This window comes from Methylocapsa sp. S129 (assembly GCF_009765995.1).
In the GTDB taxonomy this organism is placed as follows: Bacteria; Pseudomonadota; Alphaproteobacteria; order Rhizobiales; family Beijerinckiaceae; genus Roseiarcus.
Genome location: NZ_LMUI01000029.1, coordinates 88,556 through 114,313, shown reverse-complemented (window position 1 = coordinate 114,313; position 25,758 = coordinate 88,556). Strand labels below are relative to the sequence as shown.

At 60.2% G+C, this 25,758-nt stretch carries 16 protein-coding genes and 5 pseudogenes; 7 read left to right on the top strand and 14 right to left on the bottom strand.

Annotated features, from left to right (window positions below; genetic code table 11):
* Together GSQ90_RS17255 and GSQ90_RS17250 are read right to left on the bottom strand one after the other, a co-directional pair.
* A complete protein-coding gene (locus GSQ90_RS17255; RefSeq protein ID WP_158816092.1) occupies nt 1-2,691 on the bottom strand; it encodes an LPD7 domain-containing protein in 2,691 nt (896 codons plus the stop codon).
* A 185-nt stretch (nt 2,692-2,876) separates the two neighbouring features.
* A complete protein-coding gene (locus GSQ90_RS17250; protein ID WP_158816091.1) occupies nt 2,877-3,263 on the bottom strand; it encodes a hypothetical protein in 387 nt (128 codons plus the stop codon).
* 855 nt (nt 3,264-4,118) lie between these two features.
* On the opposite strand from GSQ90_RS17250, the gene GSQ90_RS17245 reads away from it, so the two are divergent.
* The 3 genes from GSQ90_RS17245 (at nt 4,119) to GSQ90_RS17235 (ending at nt 5,483) form a co-directional block, all read left to right on the top strand.
* Nucleotides 4,119-4,805 carry a ParA family protein gene (locus tag GSQ90_RS17245; RefSeq protein WP_158816090.1) on the top strand — a complete coding sequence of 229 codons (687 nt, stop codon included), beginning with the start codon at nt 4,119-4,121 and terminating at the stop codon, nt 4,803-4,805.
* Nucleotides 4,802-5,185, top strand: coding sequence for a hypothetical protein (locus tag GSQ90_RS17240; protein ID WP_158816089.1), 384 nt, complete (start codon nt 4,802-4,804; stop codon nt 5,183-5,185). The genes GSQ90_RS17245 and GSQ90_RS17240 overlap by 4 nt, the downstream gene beginning before the upstream one ends.
* Before the next feature lie 88 nt (nt 5,186-5,273).
* Nucleotides 5,274-5,483, top strand: coding sequence for a hypothetical protein (locus GSQ90_RS17235; protein ID WP_158816088.1), 210 nt, complete (start codon nt 5,274-5,276; stop codon nt 5,481-5,483).
* A 231-nt stretch (nt 5,484-5,714) separates the two neighbouring features.
* Here GSQ90_RS17235 and GSQ90_RS17230 read toward each other — a convergent pair whose 3' ends face one another.
* Nucleotides 5,715-5,897, bottom strand: a complete 183-nt coding sequence (locus GSQ90_RS17230) for a hypothetical protein (RefSeq protein ID WP_158816087.1) — start codon at nt 5,895-5,897, stop codon at nt 5,715-5,717.
* A gap of 373 nt (nt 5,898-6,270) precedes the next feature.
* On the opposite strand from GSQ90_RS17230, the gene GSQ90_RS17225 reads away from it, so the two are divergent.
* A complete protein-coding gene (locus GSQ90_RS17225; RefSeq protein WP_158816086.1) occupies nt 6,271-7,467 on the top strand; it encodes a DUF1173 domain-containing protein in 1,197 nt (398 codons plus the stop codon).
* Nucleotides 7,468-8,220: 753 nt separating this feature from the next.
* On the opposite strand, the gene GSQ90_RS17220 is transcribed toward GSQ90_RS17225, so the two are convergent.
* Complete coding sequence (locus GSQ90_RS17220) at nt 8,221-8,499, bottom strand: DUF4326 domain-containing protein (RefSeq protein WP_158816085.1); 279 nt, start codon at nt 8,497-8,499, stop codon at nt 8,221-8,223.
* 67 nt (nt 8,500-8,566) lie between these two features.
* Nucleotides 8,567-8,887 carry a DUF736 family protein gene (locus GSQ90_RS17215; RefSeq protein WP_158816084.1) on the bottom strand — a complete coding sequence of 107 codons (321 nt, stop codon included), beginning with the start codon at nt 8,885-8,887 and terminating at the stop codon, nt 8,567-8,569.
* Nucleotides 8,888-10,080: 1,193 nt separating this feature from the next.
* Here GSQ90_RS17215 and GSQ90_RS17210 point away from each other — a divergent pair.
* Nucleotides 10,081-11,029 (top strand): annotated as a pseudogene (locus GSQ90_RS17210) (IS630 family transposase).
* A gap of 36 nt (nt 11,030-11,065) precedes the next feature.
* On the opposite strand, the pseudogene GSQ90_RS17205 reads toward GSQ90_RS17210, so the two are convergent.
* A pseudogene (locus GSQ90_RS17205) lies at nt 11,066-11,252 on the bottom strand (IS6 family transposase); the annotation flags it as partial.
* A 199-nt stretch (nt 11,253-11,451) separates the two neighbouring features.
* Between GSQ90_RS17205 and GSQ90_RS17200 the strand changes: the two are divergent.
* Nucleotides 11,452-11,745 (top strand): hypothetical protein, encoded by a 294-nt coding sequence (locus GSQ90_RS17200; RefSeq protein ID WP_158816083.1) that lies wholly within the window; start codon nt 11,452-11,454, stop codon nt 11,743-11,745.
* 346 nt (nt 11,746-12,091) lie between these two features.
* Nucleotides 12,092-13,475, top strand: a pseudogene (locus GSQ90_RS17195) (IS5 family transposase).
* Nucleotides 13,476-13,487: 12 nt separating this feature from the next.
* Here GSQ90_RS17195 and GSQ90_RS17190 read toward each other — a convergent pair.
* From GSQ90_RS17190 to GSQ90_RS17155, 8 genes and pseudogenes are all read right to left on the bottom strand, one after another.
* Nucleotides 13,488-14,088, bottom strand: a pseudogene (locus GSQ90_RS17190) (IS6 family transposase); the annotation flags it as partial.
* Nucleotides 14,089-14,148: 60 nt separating this feature from the next.
* Entirely contained in the window at nt 14,149-15,513 is a 1,365-nt protein-coding gene (locus tag GSQ90_RS17185) for a polysaccharide deacetylase (protein ID WP_158816082.1), read from the bottom strand.
* Between the two features lie 237 nt (nt 15,514-15,750).
* Nucleotides 15,751-16,026, bottom strand: a pseudogene (locus GSQ90_RS17180) (IS3 family transposase); the annotation flags it as partial.
* Nucleotides 16,027-16,636: 610 nt separating this feature from the next.
* Nucleotides 16,637-17,878: a hypothetical protein gene (locus GSQ90_RS17175; protein ID WP_158816081.1), complete on the bottom strand. Its 1,242-nt coding sequence runs from the start codon at nt 17,876-17,878 to the stop codon at nt 16,637-16,639.
* Entirely contained in the window at nt 17,875-19,137 is a 1,263-nt protein-coding gene (locus tag GSQ90_RS17170) for a hypothetical protein (protein WP_158816080.1), read from the bottom strand. The genes GSQ90_RS17175 and GSQ90_RS17170 overlap by 4 nt, the downstream gene beginning before the upstream one ends.
* Before the next feature lie 152 nt (nt 19,138-19,289).
* Nucleotides 19,290-21,692 carry a hypothetical protein gene (locus GSQ90_RS17165; protein WP_158816079.1) on the bottom strand — a complete coding sequence of 801 codons (2,403 nt, stop codon included), beginning with the start codon at nt 21,690-21,692 and terminating at the stop codon, nt 19,290-19,292.
* The gene (locus GSQ90_RS17160; protein WP_158816078.1) at nt 21,682-24,663 is read right to left on the bottom strand and encodes a hypothetical protein; all 2,982 of its coding nucleotides are present in this window, start codon (nt 24,661-24,663) and stop codon (nt 21,682-21,684) included. The genes GSQ90_RS17165 and GSQ90_RS17160 overlap by 11 nt, the downstream gene beginning before the upstream one ends.
* A complete protein-coding gene (locus tag GSQ90_RS17155) occupies nt 24,660-25,724 on the bottom strand; it encodes a hypothetical protein (protein WP_158816077.1) in 1,065 nt (354 codons plus the stop codon). Before GSQ90_RS17155 ends, GSQ90_RS17160 begins: the two co-directional genes overlap by 4 nt.
* Nucleotides 25,725-25,758: the final 34 nt, after the last annotated feature.

Here is a 25,758-nt window from a genome sequence, read left to right as displayed (position 1 = left end):
TCAGCGCTCTTCCTCATCCGATTTGTCTTTGTCCTCGCGCCGGCTTCTGGCCGTCTCTTCCTCGTTGAAAGCACGCGCTTGCTCAAGATAGGACTTCTGCTCGCGCGCCAGCTCCTGAATCCTTTGACTCTGTCCAGGCTCCGTTGGCGTCGGCCTGTCCGGATTATTCTCCATCGAGCGCGCGGCATCGCGCGCTGTACGCGCCTCCTGAGCCGACCGATACGGATGCTCGGCCGACCCCGATGCCGGCGTCGTTTCACCAAGGTGGCGCGCTTCAATCGCCTGCCGGGTTTCGCGCTCGGCCTCGCGCTCCGTCGCGTGGCGAACCTCATCGAGAGCGATTTGTGTCTCACCCGGCGTGCGGACGGGTGGAGAAGAGGGTGCGCGTCCCTCGGTGGATATCTCGCCGCGCTCCCGACGCTCGGCGATGCGCTGTTGCTCCGTTGCAAGCCTGTCCTGCAGCTCGGGATTGCCTATAGAGAAGCCGTGCTCGACCGCGAGTTCGACGACAATCGCCCTATAGCTTTCGGCGCCGTTGACGCTGACGGTCTCCCATTTCTGTGCGGCAAGCGTTAAGGCCGCCAAAACGATTTCGCGATTGGTCCAGTCGCGGACGTCAACGCGATCGCCTCTGTCGACGAAAGCGACCTCGTGTCGATCGGTCGCCGCGTCGCGCCTGATATAACGGACCTCGCCATCCCTCAATTCGGAGGAGAATCCAAGCCCGACATCCCGCGGCTTCGGCTCGTCGAAAGTCTCACCCCGGATGTCGGCGCGATTGGCCTCAAGGCGTCGGTTCGTCTCGATCAGCCTGTCGGTCGAGGCAAGCATGTCGGTTTTCTGCTTGACCCAGCCCGTTTGGTCGGCCTCGGGAAGCAAAGGCAGCGCCTCGTTGAAGAGCGCCTCAAGCGAAGCTCGGGTGGCGGTCAAACTCTCGACAGTTCTCATTTCGGGATCCCTTAAAGTTCGACCCAATCTGCCTATCTCAGCGCCGGTGCTTTCGATGGCTGCTCGGCGTGCTCGCTCGGTCGCGATAATACGGATTTTGTTGTCGCTTGCTCGAACAAATTCACGCGCATCAGAAGCCAAGGCGGCGCTGACGACAAACACGCTTGTCGGTTCGGAGCGCGACCGTTTGATCTCCTCCAGCCGAGATTTCGGAACGTCGACGTAGAACAGCTTCGCGTCTCGCGACGCCGCCATGGCCTCGGCCTTCGCCCGATCGTTCGTAAATAGCGGCGCGGCACGTCGTGGCTGATCCGGTTTCTCGGCACGGTAAAGACGTAACGCGTCCGAACTCAACGGCGGCTCCGGCGAAAATTGCGGACCGTCGCTCATCGCGCGCCATTGATGCGCGGTTTCGTGCGCGCGCCGACGTCCCTCCGCCCGGCTCGGAATGTGAACGCTACGCTCGACCGGCTCCCAGCCGCCCTTGGCGCGATTCCAAGTGCGACCCGCCGCCTCCAGGCGTCTGTGCTGCGCCTCGGTCGCCTCGCCCCGCTCGGTCATGCTGACGTCTTTGAGCTTATAGGCCGGCGCATTGGCCTGTTCGAACCGTCGCAGTTCCTCCATCGGAATGTGACGGCGCCGAGCTTCTTCGGCTAGCGTCTCGCGCCAATGACGAAAATCCGCGATATTGGGATGCAGCCGTTTTCCCTCGGCATTGTCCATGCGCACGATTGCGTGGACGTGAATGTGGCGTTTGTCCGTGTGCAGGGCGAAGGCGTATTTGTGACCGGCGAACTCCCGCGCCAATGTCGCCCGCGCTGCGTCGACGAAGGTCTCTTGCGGCGTTCCAGCCTTGGCGCTGAGAATGATATGCGCCGTGTCACGCGGCTCCCGCGATCGAAGCGATCGTTTCCACGAATTCGCTTCCTCCAGGTTGGCCTCGCGGCCGTCCAGGACCCGCCCGCCGGACGCCGCAGCCGGCTTGTCGCCATCGCGCGTCAAGCGGCGAAGATGGCGCGCCACGCCCTCCACCCCGTGTCCCCAGCCTCGTTCCTTGAGTTCAACGTCCGAGCCGAACGCCGCGTCCAGACGATCATGCAGGGCGCCGACCGATTTATTGTTGTCGAAGATGCGCTGGGACCGCCCGTCCTCGTCGCGCCGCGTGCTGGCGGCCGAGGTCACGACATGAACAAGGGTCTTCCCTTCCCCTTCCTCCACCCGCCAGACATAGCGATGACCACTCAATGCCAGACCCAACGCCGCTTGGACCGCGTCGGGCTCCAACGCCTCAGCGACCGTGGCCGTGAACGACATCACGTCCTTCGACGGCTCCTGGCTGGGTGTCTCCCTGGCCCATTGGGCAACGAGCGCGTTCAGCGCGGCCATGCCCTCGACCTTCGATCCGTCCTCCCGCTCCAGCGGGATTTCCCCCTCGCGGCTCTGATATCGCACCAATGCGCCCATCCGGCTGCGGCCCGACGCGAAGCTCGCAAGTTTGACGACCGCCGCTTGCGATCCCGACGCGAGCGCCCGCGTCTTGTCGCTAGGGCTCCTAGTTCCAGAAGGTTGCGTCGCCTGCGATCGAGTGGCGCCGACGGTAAGGGAGCTACCCTTCCCTTTCCGGCCGCCTCGACCGCCGCCCGCCCCGCCTGCCCCTGGCGCGCGACGAAAAGGCTCGTCGTCCTCCACTGGCGCCACGGCGCCAAAACCGCTCGACACCATAAAACCCGTCGAGGGCGTCATCGACGGCGTCAGATCTGACCTCGGGGACTCAAAGGCCCTTCCCGCCGAATTCCTCGCTGCATTGGCCGATGTACCGCGGCCACCATCCGGCACGGCGGCGCCCTCCCCGTCCGAGGAAGCGGTCCGCCTCCTCGCGATGAATTCGCGAGTGCTGAATATCCCAGCCGATGGATTCGCCGCGCCGCTCATGACGCGCCCGCCGCCGGCCGCCGACGCTCTCGCGCCGTCGTGCAGAGCGACCGATAGAAGCGTTCCACCTCCCACAACAACTCCGCGAACTCCTCGAATGTCGTGCGCATCGCCGCCGCCTCCGGCGCGTTGCCGACGTTGATCGCCCGCACCGCTTGGGTGATGTCGACCCCGATCGCTTTGAGCTGGTCCGTCAGCGCGCCGATTTTATCCGCGACTTCGCCGTCAAACGTCGGCCCAAGCCCCGCCGCCTCCCGCATCAACCGACGCACCGCTTCGCTGATCGGCGCGTCGTCCGGCGCGCAAACGGAAGAAAACAGCGCGAGCTCCTCCTCCGTCAGCCGGACGTGGATGATCTCCGAGCGCCTTATCGCCTTTGTCATTGGTCCTTTTCGCCCGCCTCTTCGCGGCGCGGAGACCCCGAAGGGGGACTGTCCGCGCCGAAAACCTCGCCCCGGTTTGGGCGAACGGCCGCCCGGTCAGGGCACAAGCATGTTTTGTCACACAAAACATGCTATCCTGCCTAACAACTCCACAGCTCTACCTCCATTTGCTGATCGCGTCCATCCATTTCAGCTCAATCGCCGCTCCGCTTGTTTGCAGCCACTATCGCGTGCGGGCTCTGACGGGCGCGGCCAGACGCCTTGGAGGGTTCGATGACGCCGCGGCGCGGGGGCATTCCGCCATGCGTCGCTTTTAGACGGCAACGGCTTTTGTCTTCCAAAAGCTTTTCGCCGCACGCGGCCTTCAGACACCAACGGCCTTTGTCTTCCAATGGCGTTTAGCCGTAGACGGCTTTTCGCTGTGCGCGGCTTTTGGACGCCAGCGGCTTTTGTCTTCCAACGGCCTTTAGCCGTAGACGGCTTTTCGCCGCACGCGGCGTTCAGACGCCAACGGCTTTTGTCCTCCAACGGCCTTTAGCCGTAGGCAGCTTTTCGCTGTGCGCGGCTTTTGGACGCCAACGGCCTTTGTCTTCCAACGGCCTTTAGCCGTAGACGGCTTTTCGCCGTGCGCGGCGTTTGGACGTCAACGGCTTTTGTCTTCCAACGGCCTTTAGCCGTAGACGGCTTTTCGCCGTGCGCGGCGTTTTTGCACTTGCGCCAATTGGCAGCGCGTGCCTTTTTGTTCGTGTGTCAAATCGCCATATATAGGTTTTATATCTGCTGTGGCTCGCGTTGTTGTTGGCTGCATCGCCCTCATCGGACGCAGGCGGATCGGCGCTCATCTGAGGGGGTGAAATGGCTCTGCTATTGACTATCGGCACGACCAAGGGCGGGTCCGGAAAAACGACCCTCTGCGTCCTGCTCGCATCCGTTTTCGCCGCGAAGGGATTCTCGGTACGGATTCTGGACGCCGACCCTCAGGCCACCGCGATACAATGGTATGCGCGCAGCCTCGATGCTGGCCGGAAGCTTGAAAATATCGCGGTGGATGTCGTCCAGGGAGCCGACCAACTGGCGAAGGCGCTCGCTGCGGCCTCCGGCGCGGACGTCATCCTGATCGACGTGCCGGGGACGGTCGACGAAATTCTCAACATCGCCGCGGCCCATTCCGAAATGGTCCTCATCCCGGCGCGAGCCAGCGGCGCCGACTTGCCAGAGGTCGTCCGCCTGCTTGCCCGGCTCGACGCGATGTATGAGGGCGCCAAGCCCTTCCTGACGCGATGCGTCCTGAACGGGGTCAGCGGCATCGCCAAGAACACCGCCGCGTTCAAAGTCGCCGCCGCCTATATCGAGGATCATGCAATCCCGGTGACGAAAACAATCGTCGTCGAGCGCCCCGTCCTGCAATTGATGATGATGGACGGGGGACCGCTCGGAACAATGCCGGGGGATGCCGAACAAATCCGCAAGGCGATGGTCAATGGCGAAATGCTTGCCGACGAGATTTTTGAGACGATCGCGGCGGTCGGCGCCGAACAATGAGCGACGATAAGCCCGATTACGCCGCGATCCTCAAAAACCGAAAGCCGCTGCCGACGATTGATATTGACGAACTGAAGAGGCGCTCCGCCGAAGCCACCAAAGCGACTGTGGTGTTGCAACCGGCAAGCGAGCCCATTGGCGAAGCAGTGGGCGAGGAGGCCGCCCCTGAACCGGCGGCGTCGACGAAAGTTGGGCCTGCCAGGGCGCCGCCGAGAAGTAAGCAAGCGAACGCGCCGTATTCGGATCCGGTGCCGCTTCGCTTTTCGGTGCCGCCAGAGATGCTGCGGGAGTTGCGGATTCAGGCGGCTCTGGAAGACAAGTCGGTCCCCGATTTGATGAGAGCGATTATCGCGGCCTATCTGCGGAAACAGGAACCGTAGGGGTCAACGTGAATTTTGGCCATCGTGACGTCACGCTAGCGCCGGCATGCATGTTCATATGCACTCCGCCTAACGCAGGGAGCGAAATATGGATGACGGAAAAATTCTGCTGGTGATTGCCTCCGCTGTCCAAAAGGCCAGTGTTGACGATCCCTTGCTCGTGCCGGGCATAACGCGCGAACAGCTCGTCCTGACCAACGCAGAAAGCGATCACAAGGCTGTGAAGGTTTTGGAGGCTCTCAGGGCGAATAACCTGAACGTCGTTGAGGATCGCTCCGATCGACAAGAGGGAGCCTGAGGTCACGGAAACTTGAATCATGTGTCCGGCGTGCTCGGTGAAAAGCACCGCGAGCCGCGTCCGCAGTGCGGGCGCCTTGGGGTCTTGGTACTCTTCATCTTCGCCAAGGAGCGATCGGTGTCGGGTGTGGAACCGTTTCGGCTGAACCGAGAACGTGGCTCACGCCATTCCCGTGGCCGCTATGAATTGGAAGGGAAGGACGCCGAGACGCCCTCCCCGCCCGGTTTCGCTTCAGCGGCCTGCGTCTTCGTTGCGAAGAACCTGCAAGGCAGCGTCCGCTTCGTCCTGTTCCCCCATGTCGCGCTGGGCGATGAGAGCAGCCAGTTCGGCCTTGAGCTTGGCGCGCTCGGTCTTCGTGAAGACGCATTCAGCCAGTTCGGCGCGCAGTTCGTTGATATGATCCACAGTAAACATGATGATCGCCTCCGTCTTGATGACGTCGACGCATCACGAGCGCCCGAGGACCGGGTCAGAGATCGCGAAGCGACCGGCGGAGCCGGCGAATGGGGGAGCCGATTTTGTCGCCTCTTGCGGCAAAATTGGGGGAACCATTCGTCCTTGACGCGGGCCGAGCAGCCGTATGCTCAGATGTCATCGAGAGAGGAGAACCGCGGCCCCGAAGGGGCTGCGTCCGAATGCCGGCGAGAGCCGGCCCAATGACCGGGCGGCGAGACGCCACGGCGTTGGAGGGGCTAAAACGGTGGGGTCGCACGATTTTGAAGACGCGCCCTCGCAATATATTCGACCGTGCATCGCGTAGGTTTGACCGATCGAGGCGAGGGATCATATGAAGCGCATCCGCATCGGAGAGACAGAGCTTCCGCTCGACGCAGCCGAGCTGAAGGAGCGGCTCGAGCAGGCCCATGCCCTACATCTCCGCCCCCTATGCCAGTGCTGCTCTCCCGGTGTGCCGATGTATGTCGCCAAGATCGGCGACCGATATGTTCTCAAGCGCATGCCGGAAACGGGGCCGAAGCACGACCCGAGCTGCGATTCTTACGAGGCGCCCTACGAGCTCTCCGGGTTTGGTCATGTCGCGGGGAGCGCGATCCAGGAGAATGCCGAAGACGGCGTCACCATCTTGAAGCTCGATTTCAGCCTGTCGAAGACCGGCGCCAGATCGGCCCCTTCGCAGACCAATGAAAGTGACGCGGGCGGCGTTGCAACGGACGGCTCAAAACTTTCACTCCGGTCTCTGCTCCACTATCTCTGGGACCAAGCCGAGTTCAATCGTTGGCGGCCGGGCATGGCGGGTAAGCGCAATTGGGCAGTGATCCGGAAGTTCTTGCTCGAAGCAGCCGAGGGAAAGACGACGAAGGGCAGATCGTTGCTCGACGTCCTCTATATCCCCGAGATGTTCAATTCGGAGAGGGAAGCTGAGATCACGCAGCGCCGCATCGCTTTCATGAACCGAATCGCCGCGACGGAGGGAAGCCGGCGGCCACTATTGGTGCTCATCGGTGAGATGAAGGAGCTCGCCCCTGCCCGGTTCGGGCATCGGATTGTCGTGAAGCATCTCCCCAAGTTCCCGTTCATGCTCAACGAGGACGTCCATCGGCGGATGACAGTCAAGTTCGCTAATGAGCTGTCGCTATGGGACGCCACGCCCGAGGCGCATCTGATCGCCGTTGCTACGTTCGGCCTGGCCGCGACCGGTGTCGCCTCGGTCGAGACCATCGCGCTGATGGTCGTCAACGAGAACTGGATTCCCTTCGAGCACAGCTACGACGCCATGCTGCTCGACGTGCTGACGCGTCGGCGCGCAAGCTACCTCAAGGGCCTTCGCTACAACTTATCCGCAGGGCGGCCGCTCGCCAGCGTCTTGCTGCGCGAAGACGGCAGGGCGCCTGTGGCGATGTATATCGTTCCGCCGAACGCGGACGACGCCTACCGCGCCGCGCTTGCCGAACTCACCAATGAGAGCGAGATGACCGCATGGGTCTGGACCGCGGGCGATGCCGCAATGCCGCCATTGCCAATCTAATGAACGAGAGAACCCCGGCAAGGACGCAAGCTACAGCGAGGCGTCCGCCGCTTGCGCGCGAGATCGTCACCGAAGGCCGAGACGGCAATGCCGGCTCGGGGAGCGGCGACAAGCCGCGAGTAGAGCTCGACCGGCCATCGGCCGGACGCGCCCCCAGGTGTCTTTCGACACAGTCCGACTCGCAATCCATCGCACACTGATGGTTGGGTCGACGAAGTTTGCTCCTCAAAAACCATTCAAGTCGCGCGCGTCCGGCAGACCGCCGGTAGATCCGTCATGACTTGCAAACGTTGCAAGTCACTGCAAAGCATGCATAACGCGGTTCATAACGATAGACTTATCGAACAGGAGCGGATGTGGCTAAGGCTATAGTACGTCGCAAGAATGCGCCCGTCAGGCGACCGTGGTCGAAAGATGACCTCCGCGTTCTCAAAGGCATGGCTCGCAAGGAGCCGCTCGCCAAAATTGCAAAATCCCTGAAGCGGACCGAGGGCGCAACGCGCCGCAAGGCGACGATCGAAGGCATCTCGCTCAGTATGAAGCCCAGGAAACGAGCGCCGGCGAAGAAGCGCTGAGATAGAGCGCGCATCGGCGAGCCAATTGATCCTCTACCTGTTTCCGATGCTCGCATCGCACGGTGCTCGCTACACGCCTGAGATCGCAGACTCGAGATAGAGCGCGCCCGTCAATCGAACAGGCTTATCGCCGGTCGTCAGGACCGGCGATCAAGGCCTTCTGATCGGGTGACCGAGGTCAGTCCTCGCGCTTCGGATTAGCCAGCTCCGCAAGAACATCCGCGTGGCACGATTCCGGCGCGCACCAGCAGATGAGATCTTTGCCGCGCAGTTCATGCAGCGCGTTCATAGGCACCGGCTGCGTTACGATCCAAGCGCGATATTTCGCGATGACTTCGTCGCGCGAGCCATCGCGGCCGAGGACGAAGGGATTGCCCCATTTCGACGGTCGCCCGACATAGACGCGGGTTGCTGACGCGGTCTTCCCGACCTGCTTTGCGTTCAAGACGCGGCACATGTGCTGTTCCTTTTCAGATCGATGGACAAAGCCGGCCTCGCGAATTCCGCGAGGCCGGCTCCTGGTCTCAGTTGACGGCGTTCCAGATGATGACCTTCTTGCTCGCATCATCGCCGGGCGCCGGGGCGACGTTGCCGTAGATGATTCCGAATTCGGGGGCCGAGAGTGAAACCGAGATGTATTCCTCGCCGGTGTTCTTCGAGATCCGGTTCCAGCCGGCGCCAAGCTCGAAGCCGTTCTTGCGGCTGATGATGCGATAGTCGGGCTCGTTCTCCTTCGCCTTGCGGGCGTTCGGGATCAGCGCGATTTGAGCGGTGACGCTAAGGGTCGTGAGCGTGCCTTCAAGGTTGCCGTCGGCCTTCTGGGTGAGCGTTGCGATCGTGGCCATTGTCTCTTCTCCGTTAGGTTGCTCGGGGGACATCCCCGATGACGCCCCAAGGAAGGGGCCGGTCGCCGCCGTCACCGGAGCGCAGCGGAGGGGAACCCCCTTGCGGGGTTGACGGCGCTAGGCGGCCGAGACCCGAACAAAGGCGGCAAAGAGAAGGGGATGTTCTTCGAAGCAGCCGAGAAGAAGAAGACGCCTCCGGCCACATAGGCCAACGACACCGGACGAAGCCGGCAGCCAAAATCAGCGCGCGCCCCTTGATCGCACTGCCTCCCGCGCCGGCTCGGTCCCGCCAAAATACGAAGGACCCGCAGCGATCGCTCGTCACATCGCCGGGGCTTCACGCTGAAGGGACCTCACAACTGGATCGAGCAACGCCAACGTGGAAGGTTGCCGCCGCGAGGACCGACATCACCGGGAAACTCTCGTCGCCTTGGTCGTGTCGCTGGAGGACGCGGGAATATAGATATCGAGCGCCGTCGACCCCTCGCGTTGCTGCTCGCGAGAATCGAGGCCGGGGCAGCCGTAATGGAATCCGTCGCCGCGTCCGAGGGGTAACGGGAAGGCGACGTTGCGATCGCCAACGTCCGCACAAGCGAAACGGAGCAAAGGAAAACCTGGAGGACCGCAAGTTTTGCTTGGCGGCAGCGGAATGGTGGAGCCTCGCCTACCCCGCTTAACGGAGCGCGCAAAGCGCGCGACCCACACGAACAAAGGCGTATGGACCCGACGTGGCGCAGCCGCCAAAGGGCCACTCGCCGGCCCGCAATTCCGAAACAGCGACCCCGAGACACGTTAGCATAGCGACGGCCGCAGGCCGGAACGTGTCAAGAGCGAGCAGGAATTCGGGTTCCGCATCGGGAATACGACTCGCCAACAGTAAGAAACACTGACCCAGATTACTTCAACCAAAATTATCTGCAAACTGTGGAAACGCTCCAAGCCCCCTTACACACGGGCGCAAATAGCTTGCCCGAGAGTGCGCATGCGATTCAGAGATTTGAACGCGTGTCGATCCATGACACTCACTCGCTCAGAACGAGATCGAACTGCTCGGGCGCGCCGTCACTTGATTTTCGCCAAAGTTTGACACTGTGACGCCGACTAGAGCGCTCCGCCTTTAGGCTGAATCAAAGGGGGTTCCCAAATCAGGGATGATCTGATTCAACCTGCCGGCTGGGCGGGGGCCAGCAGGGATGGCCGGAGCTTATTCGCAGGATTTGCGCGATCGGGTGATCAACACGGTCGTGGTTGAGGGGATGAGCCGCCGTGCTGCGGCGGCGCGGTTCGGGGTCAGCGAATCGTCGGCGATCAAATGGGTGGAGCGCTTCGAGCGAAGCGGCTCGCGCACGGCCGCGAAAATGGGCGACTACAAGCGCGTGAAGTTGGAGCCGCACCGCGCCTTCCTCGAAGGCTTGCGAGCCGAGAAATCCGACATCAGCTGCAGGCGTTATGCGACCGGCTGCTGGCTGAGCGCGGCGTCAAGGCCGACACTTCGCTGATGAGCCGGTTCTTGCGCCGTCTGGGCGTCACGCTCAAAAAAAGACGCTCGTCGCGCGCGAGCAGGACCACCCGGACGTGAAGCGCCATCGGCTGCGCTGGCGAAGCCATCAGCCGAGCGTCGATCCTTCGCGGCTGGTCTTCATCGACGAGACCTGGACCAAGACCAACATGACCCGCCTCTACGGCTGGGCGCCGCGAGGCGAGCGGCTTGTCGCCAAAGTCCCACACGGCCATTGGCAGACGGCGACATTCCTGGCCGCTCTGCGCAACGACCGTATCGACGCGCCCTGCCTGTTCGACGGCCCCATCAACGGCGAGCACTTCCTGGCCTATGTCGAACAGTTCCTTGTTCCGACCCTCAAGCGCAACGACATCGTCGTGCTCGACAATCTCGGATCGCACAAAGGAAAGGCGGTGCGCCGCGCCATTCGCGCCGCCGGCGCGCGTCTGCTGTTTCTGCCCAAATACTCGCCCGATCTCAATCCGATCGAGCAGGCGTTCGCCAAGGTGAAAACGCTTGTGCGAAAGGCCGCGCCACGCTCCCTCGAATCCCTCTCAGACGCCATCGCAACCGCCCTAACCGCCATCTCGCCCCAAGAATGCACCAACTACCTCAGAAACTCAGGATATGCGTGCGCCTAAATGCAGAAGGCTCTAGGTGCACACTTTGCGCAGGCGGAAATCGGTACCGAACTTGATCGCCCAACGCCGAATGGTCTTGTAGGAGACGACGATTCCGCGCTCAAGCAGCATTTCCTTGACGAGACGCAGGCTCAACGGAAAACGGAAATAGAGCCGGACTGCGTGGTGCGATGATCTCGGGGGGAAATCGGTGGCGCGTGTAACTAACAGGGCGAAGGATCATGAGCCCGTCATATCGTCCCAATCCATCCGTAATCTAACCGGCATGGCGAACCCCCAATCGTTCGCCGCCTTGAAGCAAATCCAAGATGATTATTGACGCAGGCGTCATCTTTCTCCGTGTGATCCCGTCCAAGCGCGCGGCGCGCTGATAGACTTCCAAAGCGGGATCGGCGATTGTCCAAAGCGAAGGAGGCATGAACATGACGCTGCTGAACCGCCGATTGACCGCGACGAACGAGAAGCTGGCGGCGTTAAGGGAGGCCCGCAAAGCGGACGCCAAGACGCGGCGTCAAACAATCAAGGAGAGCCGGGCCGATCGTGAGCGTAAACTGCGCCTTGTCGGCGCAGCGGTTCTGCATCGCCTCGCCTGCGGCGATTGGGACGAGGCCGACTTTCGTCGTATGATGGATGGCGCGCTCACGCGCGCCGCCGATCGCACTCTGTTCGGCCTGGATGATGCCTTACCTTACGATAAGCCGCCCTCGAAAGGCTAGAGCGTCGGACAGCGATGTCACATTAACTCACGACGGACGCAACGGCGCCACCGGGTCAATTTTCAGGCTACGACAGTGACGGATTTTCACTCTGTCATTGCGTTCAGGCGATGAAGGTGGGTTGAGAGGGCGGAGCGTTGGGAGCGAGGCGGGACGAAATGGTTTCTCACGGCGGAGAAGTCGCCCGTGAAGTCTCCTGAACCCCCTCGTTTTGTGGGCGTTTGCGGGGGTCGGCAAGTATTTGCGTTTGCAAGAAAGCTGGCTTGTGCGGCTTAATTTCTTGCAAATTGAACGGCGGCTTTGGGCGTGATTCTCTTCCTCTGTCGGCGCGATGGAGGGTGATTCGATGCGGCCAAGGGAGCGGCGGGACAGCGGGCAGAACGATCTGTTCAAGGCGCGGCTCGATCAGATCGTCGATCTGAACCATCCGCTGGCGAAGCTGGCGCGGACGGTGGATTGGCGCTTTCTTGAGGAGCGGTTCGGGGCGGCCTACACGGACAAACCTGGGCATCCGCCCTTGCCGACGCGGCTCCGGACGAATGCTCCGCATTCGCCTTGAGATGGCGGGGCTGGCGATCCTCAAGCATATGCACGACCTCTCCGACGAGGTTCTGTGCGAGCGCTGGATCGAGAATCCGTATTACCAACTGTTCTGCGGCGAGGAGTTCTTTCGGCACGCCTTGGTGTTCGACCGCTCGTCGCTGACGCGCTGGCGCCAGCGGATGGGCGAGGAAAAGCTCGTCGCCCTGATCCAGGAAAGCCTGAACGTCGCCACCCGCACAGGCGCGGCCAAGCCCGCCGGCTTCTCGAAGGTCATTGTCGACACCACGGTGCAGCCCAAGGCGGTGGCGTTCCCGACCGACGCCAAGCTGATGCATCGCGCCCGCGAGCGGCTGGTCAGGTTGGCCAAGAAGCACGGCGTGGCTCTGCGCCAATCCTACGAGCGCGTCGGCAAGCGCGCGCTGATCGCCCATCAGCGCTACGCCCACGCCAAGCAGTTCAAGCGGGCCAACCGGGCGCTGCGGACCTTTCGCACTTATCTTGGCCGGGTGACGCGAGACATCGTGCGTAGGATCAAGAGCGACGCGGCGCTGGAGGAGATCTTCGGCCTCTCTCTGATGTTGGCGCAGCGGGTGCGCGAGCAGCGCAAGAACCAGCGGGGGCCGAAAGTCTATTCGCTGCATGCCCCTGAGGTCGAATGCATCGGCAAGGGCAAAGCGCATCGTCCTTACGAGTTCGGCGTCAAGGTGAGCATCGCCACCACCCTTCACCATTCCAAGGGCGGCCAGTTCATCGCCCACGCCAAGGCGCTGCCGGGCAATCCCTATGATGGCCGCACGCTGGCGGCCGTCATTCCGGAGATCGAGGCGCAGATCGGCGTCAATCTTACCCGCATCATCGCCGACCGCGGTTACCGCGGTCACAACGCGCCGCCCGATCATCGCTTCAAGGTCTATATCTCCGGCCAGAAGCGGCGCGTCACCGAGCACATCAAACGCGAATTGCGCCGCCGCTCCGCCGTCGAACCCGTCATCGGCCACGCCAAAGGCGAGCATCGGATGGGTCGCAATTACCTCGCCGGCCCAACCGGTGACGCGATCAACGCCGTCCTCGCCGCCGCCGGCTACAACTTCCGGCTGCTGTTGGCCTGGTTGGCGCTCTTATTGTTCGCATTCCTGTTCGCGATGGCGCGACCGGCCGCATCACAAAATCAGTCTGTCGCCATCTGATCTGCGTTCTTCACGGGCGACGGAGAAGGTTGAGACGAACCGCTGCAATCCCGGCCAGGATCGAAAACCTTGCATCATCCGCTCTCGTTTTCGGACGGGCACGTGAGAATTCTCCGCCCGATTGTTCTACCCCTTGTGCTGGCGATGCTCGATATTCGGCATGATCTTGCGCCTGGCGGCGGCGTAGGAGCCGAGCTTATCAGTTATAGTCCGCTTCGGCGGGCGTCCTTGCTTCCGCAAAAGCCTTGCCAGCAAACGCCGCGCGGCCTTTGTATTCCGATGGATTTGCACGATTTCATCGAGGACATATCCCTCCTGATCGGCAGCGCGCCAGAGATAGCGTTTCTCGCCATTGATGGAGATGACGACCTCGTCGAGATACCAGATATCATCACGGCTTGGCGCCTTGCGCTTAAGGCGACACGCGTAGTCGGCGCCGAATTTGATCGCCCAGCGTCGGATCGTTTCGTAGGATACCAACAATGCCGCGCTCAAGCAGCATTTCTTCGACCAGACGCAGACTCAAGGGAAATCGAAAATACAGCCATACGGCATGGACGATGATCTGCGGTGGGAAACGATGAGGCTTGTAGCTGACAGGAGGTAGGATCATGCCGCAGCGACTACGCACCCAATCGCTCATAGTCGGTTAACGTGACAACACCGGTTGATCTTATGGTGCAGCAACTAAAGGCTCCAATGGCCGGTCAATAGTTCCATTCGAGTAGAAGCGAATAAATAAGTCGAGACCAACTTCTTCATTTCCGTTCGGATGGACAAGAATAATTGATCCCGCACGGGGCTTTTGCCCTTTAGCGAGCCAAGCGTCCGTACCCAGAGAAATTAGATGATTTTGAAGCACCGTCCGCATCAATGCGGAGGAGGAAATCAGGCCAGGGAAACGAAAGAAGACCGATGGTGTGCCTCCGTTCTCAATTAGTAATCGCTCCGTCTCAAGAATTTCATACTCCGGATTCAAATTCTTAGTCAGCATAAAAGTCTCGTCATACGGCGTCCTGGGAGTATAGGGGTGATGATAGGTGTGATTGACCCAAATGATATCAAGCGCCCCGGAGGCGGCCAGTCGCATGAGCCACTGGAAATCTTCGGCATGATTTTTCAGCCAAAGACCGGATATCGAAAGAGCGACGGGCGTTCCTGGCCCGTTGGACATAAGAGTTTCGAAAAACCGACGGTCGAGCGGGCGTTCGCTGGGACAAAGATCGCCGGTGACGAATTCGCCCGGCGCTGACCCGCGCACCAAGCCCGCATTTTCAAGAAAAGTACGATGCGTCAGACCCGGCATCTCTGCGGCGCGCTTGATCGCCCTAACAAGCCGCGTCTCCTTCAAAACGTCCTCGGTAACCGGACGGCAGCTCCAGCACGCAGCCTTTTCGATTTTCGTTGTCAAGCTGTCCGGATTCGCAAGCAAAAACCAGGAGTCACCGCCGATCTTCATGCTGCGAATTGCGACTTTCGGCACCTCGTTCTTACTCTCGCACAACTGGAATGTCGAAACATAGTCTTTGACCCTCGTCTCTTGCTGCTGGCCCACGGTCCTCGACGGGAAAAAAGTGCAAGAGGCTGGGCTCTCCGCTTCCGGCCGTGACGTGGGCGTCGGCGAAATATCGAGAGGCTTTTCCGCGTTTGGCGAGGGCGATGGCGTTGTGGAGAGCGGCGCCGGCGCAATCGACGGCGGAGGCGCTGGGACGGGCACATCGGGGTGCCAGTCGGGGATATGCTCCGGCACGACGGTCGGCTCTGGATCGCCTAGAAACCTCGTCACAACGGACGTATCCTTCACCCTTTCCGGTTGCGTCCGTTCGGGTTTTCCTTCCTGCTCGCGCGAAGCAGTGGCGAGAATGCCGACCTCGGGATTGCTCGACTTCGTTTCTATTGCCGGCTTCGCATCGCGGTTGCGTGCGTTGTGCATTTCCCAAGCGCTATTGGGGGGTTCTTCGGTAATGTAACGAAACGCAATAAACGAGACCATTACGACGCCTAGGGTTAATGCCGAAAGCGATACGATGCGTTTCATTTCAACGAGACCTTCGTTGCCACTTACCAAGCACTGAAAGGATACACGCCAGTCCACTTTTGCTACGCTGCACGCCGACGACGCCCTAAAAGAGAGCCGGCTCCGGTGGTCTAAACAGTCTCCTGCGAACGATAAGTGGCGTCCTGCCGGGGTTGATGGTCTGCGGGATTTGGCGCGCTGGGCGTGACGGAGGGAGGGCGTAGTCCGACCGTAGTCACGTCCAGCGCGGCGAAAAATTCAAGCCGCCGCCGCGCGCGGCGACGTGTCAAAGTAGGCCTCTTCGGGCGTGCGTCCGTCAAGGCTCGAACGCGGCCGGCGTATTTGACGCTGCGCCATAGCCTCTCCACGAAGACGTTGTCACACCAGGCACCTTGCCGTCCATACTAATGGCGACCCCGAGCTTGAGCAACACGCCCGTGAAATCGAAACTGGTCAACTGGCTGCCTGATCGGTGTTGAATATCTGCGGCCGACCGTGCTTGGCCAAGGCTTCTTCAAGCGCCTCGACGCAGAAGGCGAGAATCTTGCCGAAGGACCCCTGTGATGGCGGCGGCAAGGATCGCCAAGGCTGCGACCGCGAGCCACGGAGCTCGTTTCGTGGCGGCGGCGTTTCCCGGACTGTCGCCAGACGGCGCGGCGGCAAGAGAGGTCGCAGCTACTGCGAGGGCGCAGGCTCGGCGCGCCGAAATCCCGCAAGCATCTCCGCGCCGAGCAGAATAGGTTCCTCACTGTGGCCAGCGCTACGCCGAACGCTCGGCCATATCAAGTTGCCGGCAGATGAGCCGTCCGCGCGCCTGACGGCAATCGACGTATCGGGCGATATAGTGTTGACAATTTTTGGTCCAAGGCGAACCGCACTGTGCGGCGGCGGCTCGACCTCGAACAGCGTCATCTGTTTCGACCACCGCCCAGCGTCGTCGAGCAAGAGTTCGGCACCGCGATCTTCAATCGCGATCGTCGTTGGCAGCTAACTCGTATCGGTTCGAAGCCTTAGGGCCATCGCGTCAGTCCGGGAAGCCGTTGCGCGATCCAGTGCGCGGCCCGCGCGCCCGATTTTGATGCTGTCGAGTCCAAGCGTTGCGTCGTAAGTCAAGGGACCTGTACCCGCCTCACCGAAGTCACGGCTATTTCTTAGTTAAGTTCGTTACTGCCTCCGAGGTGACTTGCGGGTTTGTCAGCACATTGGAAAAAACAAATCTGAATTGGAACGAGGTGTTCTGCGTCGATCCGTTCAAGTTCGTAAATTCGCCATCCGCCCAACCCGTCACGTTGCAAGTCGCGCCGTCGGGGTCGCAGTTGATTTCGACCGAATCTTGCCGAACAGTCACAGCGGCACCGCTGAGTTTCTTGAACGTCTCATTTTTCGCGGCGACCGCCGCTTCACGCGTTATGGGTTGGCCATAAAACGCCACTTTCGGCGCATAGAGTTCCGCGAATGATTTATCCGGGCCCTGCCCCTTCTCGCCAAGTGTGCGATAAAACTCGTTCAGGAGTTCGCGTGCGGCGAACTGCGGGCTAGGTCGTTTCTGCACCTCGCAGATGGCCTTTGCGTCGTCGAGGGTTCGCGTGATTTCAACGGCGCGCGGCCCCATCAACGCGCCGTTGAGCTTTTCTTCGCATGCAGCGCGGTCGCATGGTGCGCTGGACTGGATGCATTGCTGAAATGAGGCGAAGAGCGCATCTTGCCGCGACGTCTCACATGTCTTGGCGGCGTCTGCGCCGAGTTTGCGAAGCATTGAAACGTATGGCTCAATCGCTAATCTCGCTTGAAAACGCTCGACGCAAAGATGCTGGTCGCAAACGGAGAGTTGGGCCATGCATCCCTGGAACGAAGAGAAATCCTCGGCGGCCGTTTTCGCCAGATTTTCAACCTGACAAACTTTTTCAGCCCCTTCTTCGTCCTTGTTGACTTCGACCGCGTGTTGGCCGCTCGGGAAAGATGTGAGATAGGTCTGAGCACACGCCTTAGCTGGACAGCCGCTTTGACCCGCAGTGCAATTCAAGAACTCTTCATACGCCTTCTGCGCAGGGTCTTGTGTCAGAACGTTGTCGGCTGTTGGGTTCTGTGGCGAGAGATTTGGAGGGGGCGGCCCGCGCCGACCTAAGTCGCGAACTTCATTCTGAAGCGCTGTTATTCGAGACAGCAACTCTTGATTGCGTTGGTTCGCCGCTAGCAGATCACGATCTGGGATATTTGTATTTGTCGGCGCCTGGCCGATCCGGCCAGCATCACTTCCGCTCTGAATGGCGTCACCGGTGCCAACGAGGCCGACAATCAGGATCGCCATTGCGAAAAGAGATAAGACGAGGTCGGTGCCCGGGCCGTAAGGATCATCGTCGTCGGCGAGCTGATATCCTCTCCTCACTTTCCGGCCCACCAAATGCGAAGCGTCGGCGCAACCAAGAATGCGCCGGCGATCACAACAACAAGAAGCGATAACCCGACGGCGACAGCTAGCAATGCGGCGATCCGCAATGTTGCGGCGACGCGTGTTTCGTCACGGGCCTCCAGCCGCTCGAGCGCTTTATCGAGCTTGTCGGCGATTGTCTTCTCTAGGGCCGAACGCGCATCGCGACCCCATCCCCCTCTAATCTCAGTGATGACGTCGAGTCCGAGCGTCCGGACGAGGTCGATGGTCTGGCTGGCGACGGACTCGGTCGCCGCCGCCGCCGCGGCAAGGCGTTGGTCGAACAGCGCTGCCAGTCGCGCATCAACTGTAGACAGAGTGTCCGCGAGTTTCAACCCGCGCTCCTGAGCTTCGGTCTGGCGCTGGAGCACGTCGTTGATACCAGCATGCGCATCCCTAATATCGGCGATACGCCTGGCGAGACCGATCACCTCTTCGCTGACAGCCTTCGCTGAGGCGTAGACTTCGCGTTTGTGCTCATCCAAGCCAGCCTTAAGCGCATCGATGCTCCCCGAAAGCACCGAGTCGTTTCGCACCCGGCTGACCACAAACTGGAGATCTGCGATCAGGTTAGCGATCGCGATCATGAGATCCTGTTCCCGCCTCGACACCCCGCCAAGCGCAAGCTGCAGAAGGAGGGCTGACAAGAGACCGGCGATCGACGCGCCGAAAGCGATGGAAAGGCCTGTGACTATCGATTCGACTTGACCCCGGATGCTGGCCGCGTCAATGGCAGTTTGTGTGCCACGGCCGCTCATGAGGTCTCGAACCGGAACGAGCGAGTCGATCAGGCCGACGAAGGTGAATAAGATTCCGAGGCGGACAGCCGCGCTCTGCCAAACCTTGATTTGAGGGCCGCCACGCATGATTTCGCCAGCGAACCTCTCGACCATCGTGGGCACTGGATCATAGCGGAAATTTGAAGCCTGATCCTGCACCTCTCGCAAGACTCGCGAGTGAACACTCAACTCGGGATCTTCGACGCGACCAATCGGCGCCGTTTTCGCGGCTTGGACAAATCGCGTGGCAAGACGATCCACCGACCAGCCAAGCGGCTTTCCGATGTCTAGGTCCTGGCGATCGGAATGGATCGCCTCGGCGACCGCATCGCCAATTTGCCGTTCTCGCGCGAGCATATATTCGGCATGAATGGCCTCCCGGAGCCCGAACCCGACAGTGACGAAGAATACCCCGGCGGTGATCCAAACCGACCACATATCCGCTGCGAAGGACCGCAGGAATGAGATGCGATCGACCAGAAAGGATGGCAGAGCCGCGGCGCTGACAAATGCTATGCCGGCGATAGCGCTCAAGATCGCAGAAAGGCGCAGCCAAAAGCTCGCTGTCGTGATCAGAAAGCGGATATGCCTCATGAGTCGAGCTCGTCAGGCTCACGGTTCCTTCTTGGCCCGTCGTCCCGACGCGCGCTTGTCTCGCCTGAGCGCGGGGCTTCAAGACGAGGAGACTGTGGCGAGGCCTCTGATACATCCTCGCGCGCCTCGATAATCGCTTTGCGCCATTGGCGGTTAAGGTCCTCGAGATCTTGCTTCGCGCGCGAGACCAACAAGCGCCGCTCTTCGATCAGATGGCTATCGGGCGGGGTCTGTGTTTCCGCAGCGAGTAGCGCTCTTTCAAGCGCCTCCACCCGTTCCAGGGCAAATGCTCTTCGCTTCTTGGCCTCATTTGGCAGTCCGTCGATTGTGTCACCAAGTACGAAGATACGCGCTTCACGCAGGCGAATCTCGGCCCCTAATTCTCCACGCTCAGTTCTTTCCGCTCGACTGCGGTCTCGCGTAACGCCATCGAGCCGAAGGCGCAGCGCATACTTCTCGCCAATCCCGCGTTGAACCTGCTCGAGAACACGTTGCGCCAACGGCGAATACCCAGGCCGAGTCACGTCTTCGTAATTGAGATCCTGGAGCTCCAGCGAGGAAAGTCGCCGCAACGCCGCTTCCGACGCTTCCCTGATATCTTGTTCAATCGGCTCCCTTTCCAAAGTGTCGCGACCGGTCGCCATGACTTCGACGACAAAGTCCGGATCAATGTCCGCAACGCTGAAACGCAAAGTGTAGTCGGCTTCCTGAGCGTCAAAGTCCGTGTCGCGGATCTTGGGCGTGACCACAATCGGACGAAGGCGAAGGCGAGTCGCCTTCGCCTTGTAGTCGCTCATTGGCGACAGGTCGCGAAATAGCCCAATCTCAAATTCTGCGGGACTGAAATCCGCCTTGAGATCGACTTTAATATGATCCTGAAGCTCCCCGTATAAAGCAAGCTTTGGACGCTTCTCGTCCTTGTCGAAATGTGCGGGCCACTCTTCCCAGTTCTTCACGTAATCATCGGCCGCTACAAGCCGCATGAACCGACGCGCGCTGTCACTCGACGTCGCAGCCACTTCGTCCTTTAACGTCTCAAGTCCCCGATTGCCGGCGAATCGTTCCGCGTGTCCTTTGAGCGTGCTCAGACGCATCCGGACTTCGATCTGGAACTTGGCCCGCACCCCTGGCCGCTTTGTATCGTAGCCAACCCAAGCGTCGTTTATCGTTGGCGGGATCAGAACAGAAAACCATTTCAGCCCGTCGCGAGGTTCATTCTGACTAATGAAGATCAAGAGTTCGAGCCTATAGCCCACAGCTTCGGCCTTTGGGGTCAATATCTTGGCGACCTCGCTCCTGAATGCGTCATCGTCCTCCACTTCGAGGCTATCGAAATCGCGGCCATGCATGGTGTTTTCGATAGCGGGGCCGATCGCGGCCTTGAACCATGCGTCGAGGTCACGGTCCCGCCCTGTTGGCCAGTTTGCTGGCCTCACCAGGGTCATACGCGCTTCAGCCCGGAAAAGAACTTTGCGGCCCCAGCGTTTGCTTGTCCACTCATGGTCGGATGCAACCCGAGTTTCACTGTCCGGCGTTTTGTCTCCCGTGGTTCGCGTTCGAATAAAAAAACTGTCTCGTTTCACCTCCCGCCCGAATTTCTTGACGCGCTCGTCAAGATTATTCAATAGTTCGATGCGAACAGATTCGGCCTGATAGAGATGATCGCGCATCGTTATGCGGTCGCGGTATGTCCGTTCAACGCTACGACGAACCAGCTCCGCCCATCCCTGCTCTGTCAGCGGCGGCTCCTCAACTGCCTCCACCGTCGCCGATCGGACGATAACGGCGTCGCCCGTCACGCTCATGCCACCCTCGCGCGGAGCATCCTGAGGCTTTACGTCAATCGGGCCAAACGCCACCCGAGTTTCGAGCTCAAGATCCTTCGTCGGTTGCAATATGAGCTCGACGTTGAGGCCGAACGCGTCATAAATGTAAACGACAAGTTCGTCCTCCCACTTCTTCGCGTTGGCGCTCAGATGGATCGCCATCGCCTCTCGACTTTTGCGAGATTGCAACTCGAGTTTCTGAGCGAGGAACTGGCCGACTCGTTGACGCAGCACCGTTTCCGGCGGCTTATTCGGCTGATAGAGACTTCGCGCCAGCTTCAGGATGTCGGTCCGCTGAACAGAGACGCGCATGCGATAATCGACCGGCATCTCTTCTAAAGTAAGAAAATTTGGGATCTGCTCCTGAAGTTTTTTCAGAATAATTGATTGATCGGGCCAGATGTCATAGCGAATCTTGTCACGGCCAGCCCACCGCGCCTTATCAAGGATATTTAAAGTTGCGGCCTCGACCGCCACTCGCGTCTTCGTATCGACATAGACAGTTACCCGGTCAGGAGCCGCCTTTTGGCTCAACGGAACCTGGAAAAAAATCGTATCGAGTTCACTTGGCATAGTCGGATCCCGATCTCAGTGAAATGCTTCGTTTGTGCATCGCCAATTCAATTTGCTCGATGGCGTCGGCTTTATCGTCGAAAAGCTCTGCAAGACGTTTTTCGCCCGCCGATTTCGCGACATATCGAAGTTCTCTCTGAAGCGCGGCGAGACTTCCCAGCGCGTCGGCGAGCCCGGATCCATGGTCTCGGCGCACCGAGGCGATCCGATCGAGCAGCATTCGGAGCCGCACGGTGACAGGGGCGCCCTTCACCAGTCGTTCGACGCCCGCCATCTCAAAACGCCAGTGGACAAGCGCCGCCGCGCGAAACAACTCCGCAATGTGCGTCGCCGCAGCCATCTTGGTCGGACTGGCGGGAGTGACGTGTTGGTCGAACTCAACGGCTTGTTCGACGACGAAATTGGCAAGCTCCGACAGTTCCGCCTCGCAGGGGGCGCGACACTGCACGGCCAGTTTGACTTCGAAAGCTCGAACAAGGCGCGCAACGAGGGCGTGCGAGCTGTCGAAACGAGGGTAGTCCGAGCCATCAAGAAGCACCCAGAAAACATCTCGAAGACGCGCCTCAAACAGCGCGCCAAAAGGCTTGCGATATGCCGCCAATCGTTCCAAAGCGCGTGCGCGCTCCAACGCCAAGTCGCCGAAAAACCGCACCACGAAGCCGTCAATGGCCTCCTTGCGGTCCGCGCCGTCGCCCTCGTCGCTCAGCAAGACTTTCGCCAACAAATCGCCTCGGCTTCCGGACTTGAACGGCCGCGAAACCCAGCGAATGCCGACCTCAACCATCCCTTCGTGAGCGAGGATCTGTATGGCGTCCCAAGTGAGATTGTCAGGGCATGGGCGGCGACATGCAATGAGCCAAGTTCGAACGAACTCGAGGTCGTTGTTGCTCGGTTCCCGAAATAATCGTTCGAACCCCTGCACAACGTCTCGTCGTCCCAGGCCTCCTTCAGAATCGCTGTGCTTTCCGTCGCCAAGCCGCTCGAAAAGGTGACGAAATAGACGCCAAATTCTGTCTATGAACGCCTCTGGGGCTCGGCGCATCGCGTCGAGCATGCCATTCATCAACACTTGAGCGCGCTCACTCACCCACAATTTGGTCAGTTCCTCGATAATCCTGTCAGCGAACCCGTCCCTTGCCGCGGTAGGCGGCGAAGCTTCGAACAGCGACTGAATAATCGAACCAAATCTCTCGGATGCCACCCTGTCGAGCGCGTCGCGACTCTGCTGCTCAAGTCTGTCCAGCTCTGCGGCTTGTGCCTCTGCGGCCTCCGTCGCCAGACCAGGATCGGCGCCGGCGCTCAATACGGCCACGTGGGCTTCCATCATTCGTCGGCGCTGGAATGCGAATGTCAAATCCAGCGGCGTATTGGTCAGCGCCTCGATCATCTTATTTCGATCGACGCGCCCAGGATACTTTGCCTCAACACGGGAGAAGAGTTCCACTGTCTTAACGAAGTGCGTATTCGCCGGATCGAGGATTGACGCGCGCCGCACGGCCGAACTCAAGGCCGCGTTAATCAGGCCGACATGGCTCGACGCAAGCAGTGCAGGGACGTCTATTTCGCGGAACGCCGTTCCAAAACGGACGTGTTTCTCGCTGGCGACGATGCCGGCGAGTCCCATGGCTTCATCGAATGCGCGGCCGGACATCAAGTCGTCCCAGCTCGGCAAGGGCTCGCGATCGCGTTTCGCATTCCGGTTCGCTTGATCGCTGAGGTTCCAGGCGTCGCGTAACTCCGGGCTCAGCTGATCGACGCTCGGAACCGAGCCCGGCGGCAGGATGCTGTTCACGACGGCGCGAAACGCAACAGGAGATAGGCCGTTGCAGAATGCGACCGTGAGCAACATCGCGATCGCAATTTCATTGCGAACCGCTTTGTTGGGTGGCGAGAGTATAGCGGCCAGCGTTGCCTTCTGAGCTTCTAACAGCCCTGGCGCGCGATTGTTGCGGTGCTCGACAAACGCGTCGGCGTCATAAGCCCTGTATTCAATGAGTGTTCTTCGCAATTCCACGACGAATTCTTCCCAACTATCGCTCTCGTCGAGTAATTTGCTGAGACCTTCATGAAAGTGACGATCCGCGGCGATCGCAGTATTATCAAAAGGCCCCTCTCCGGCCGCCGAAAGATAAATCGGTAACGACGAGATGTCGGCAGCGTCTTGCTCTTCAGCGAGATCGCCTTTCGCGACAGCTCCATGAGCAATGAATAGATGTGCCCAGGGAATGAGCGCAACGACGAGATGTCCGCCCTGACTTCTAAGTTTGTGTGCATAAACGATATGGTTGGCCTGTCGGACCTTCACCGGCAGAAATACGGTAAGATTGCGAGCGCGCAGTCGAGCCGCGACGATCTGCAGACCATCGGGAGTCTGGAGGAGTTTGCTAACAATTATGTCCTCAAAGGTGAAGGCCTGCGACAGGAGCACCCTCTCCTTGGCCGGCCCTGCCGCCTGAATCCACCCGTCCGCAAGTTCCTCCGGATTCGTGTTCGTCGGATCGACTGCGAGCCGCTTGTTGTCTGGAGCGACGAGGCAGTTACTATGGCCGAGTTGCACGGCGAGTTGCGCCGCAACTTTGCTTGAGTCCTCTCGACCTACCAGGACAATCAAACCCCCGTTCCAGTCTTCAATCTTCCGTAATGTTGCAGGCAATTCGGGCGACAGATCACGCGGCCACCCCAACAGCGAAAGTTCCACCGGCTTGTAGCGGTAGCGAATGGATTGATCGGCTTCGGTTCGCGGGATATCTTTTCCGCCGCCAACGTCCTCTTCTTCGCCGTCTGGTTTGGCTCCCCCGCCGTCGGCCGCATTTTTCGGGGGAGGTGTATCGGGACGCCCCGCCGCGCCATCGTCTGCCTTGCCATTTGCCTGTGGCCGGGAATCTCCAAGTAGAATTCCACCCGCGGAAGGGGTTTCGAGCGTCTTCGCTTTGTTCTCCAGTTCCGGAATCGCAGGACTTTCCGCGCTCATCCAAGACTCTCCTCAAGTACAAGCCGGAAACCTTGAGACGAGGTGGGTCTTTCATCTATGATCGCCGCGAACGGAGGCTTTCTTCTCGGATCGCGGCGCAGAGCGGCCACCTCGCGGTCTTCAATCCACTCGGATTGGTGGAATTTTGGCATCTCAATTCCGTCTCCAAGGCTGAATCCGAGAAGCAATTCTTCTGGCGTGGGAAGCCTCGCGCGAAGCCCCGTCGCCAACCCCAAACCGTTATCGAGTGAATCAATTGCCGCGCGAGCCTCGGCGCGGGTCATGTTTGTCGCGCGATCGAGGGGATGTCCTTTGGAGACGCCACATATTTCGTTGACGACTTGCTCCGTCGCCAACCAGACGCGCGAGCGTCCTACGCGCCCGAGTGGCGCGAAGCGCATGACATTTCCATGCGGCAGTGCGCATTCAAAATGTCGCGGTGAAATGCCATCAGCCCATAGCGAACGTTCTTGAGCGTTCGTTGGTCTCGACGCTGGAGACCGTCGGCATTCAGACAAGAAATCCTCGACGGAGTCCGCGTGGACGAGCTCGCCGATATCCGATTGGCGTCCTCCTCGGACAACGAGCCCAACAAAAGCGGGATCGCCGCCGTCATCGACGAACACACCGGCGCCGCTCGTCCCTTCGATCAATCCGAGGTTGACTTTCGTTTCTTCGCCGCGCCGCGCAATCGTCTCGAATTGGATCGGCAATTTCGGAACAGAATAGCAAACAGACGCGTAACCGGTGGCGCTCATCCGAATTGACGGGACAAGAGCTGCACGATCATGGATTCTCGCGGACGACTTTTGGAGAGGCGCGGTGCGTCCGGAGAGCGGACGACCAATGCCGAGGACTGCAAGATCAAGCCAGGGGTGGATTCTAACGCCCATAACAAGGGCACGCCCTCCCGAGCGATGAATCTCAATTTTCCACGGCATTTCAACCCACGCCTCCGCGAGATGGCCGTACCCGAAATCCGTGCCAACACGTATAGACTGGCCCTTTGTAAAGGGCTCGATGACGTGCGCACAGGTCAACACCGTCAGATCGTCGACCATCAATCCGTTTCCGAAACTGTGATCGGTTGTGATT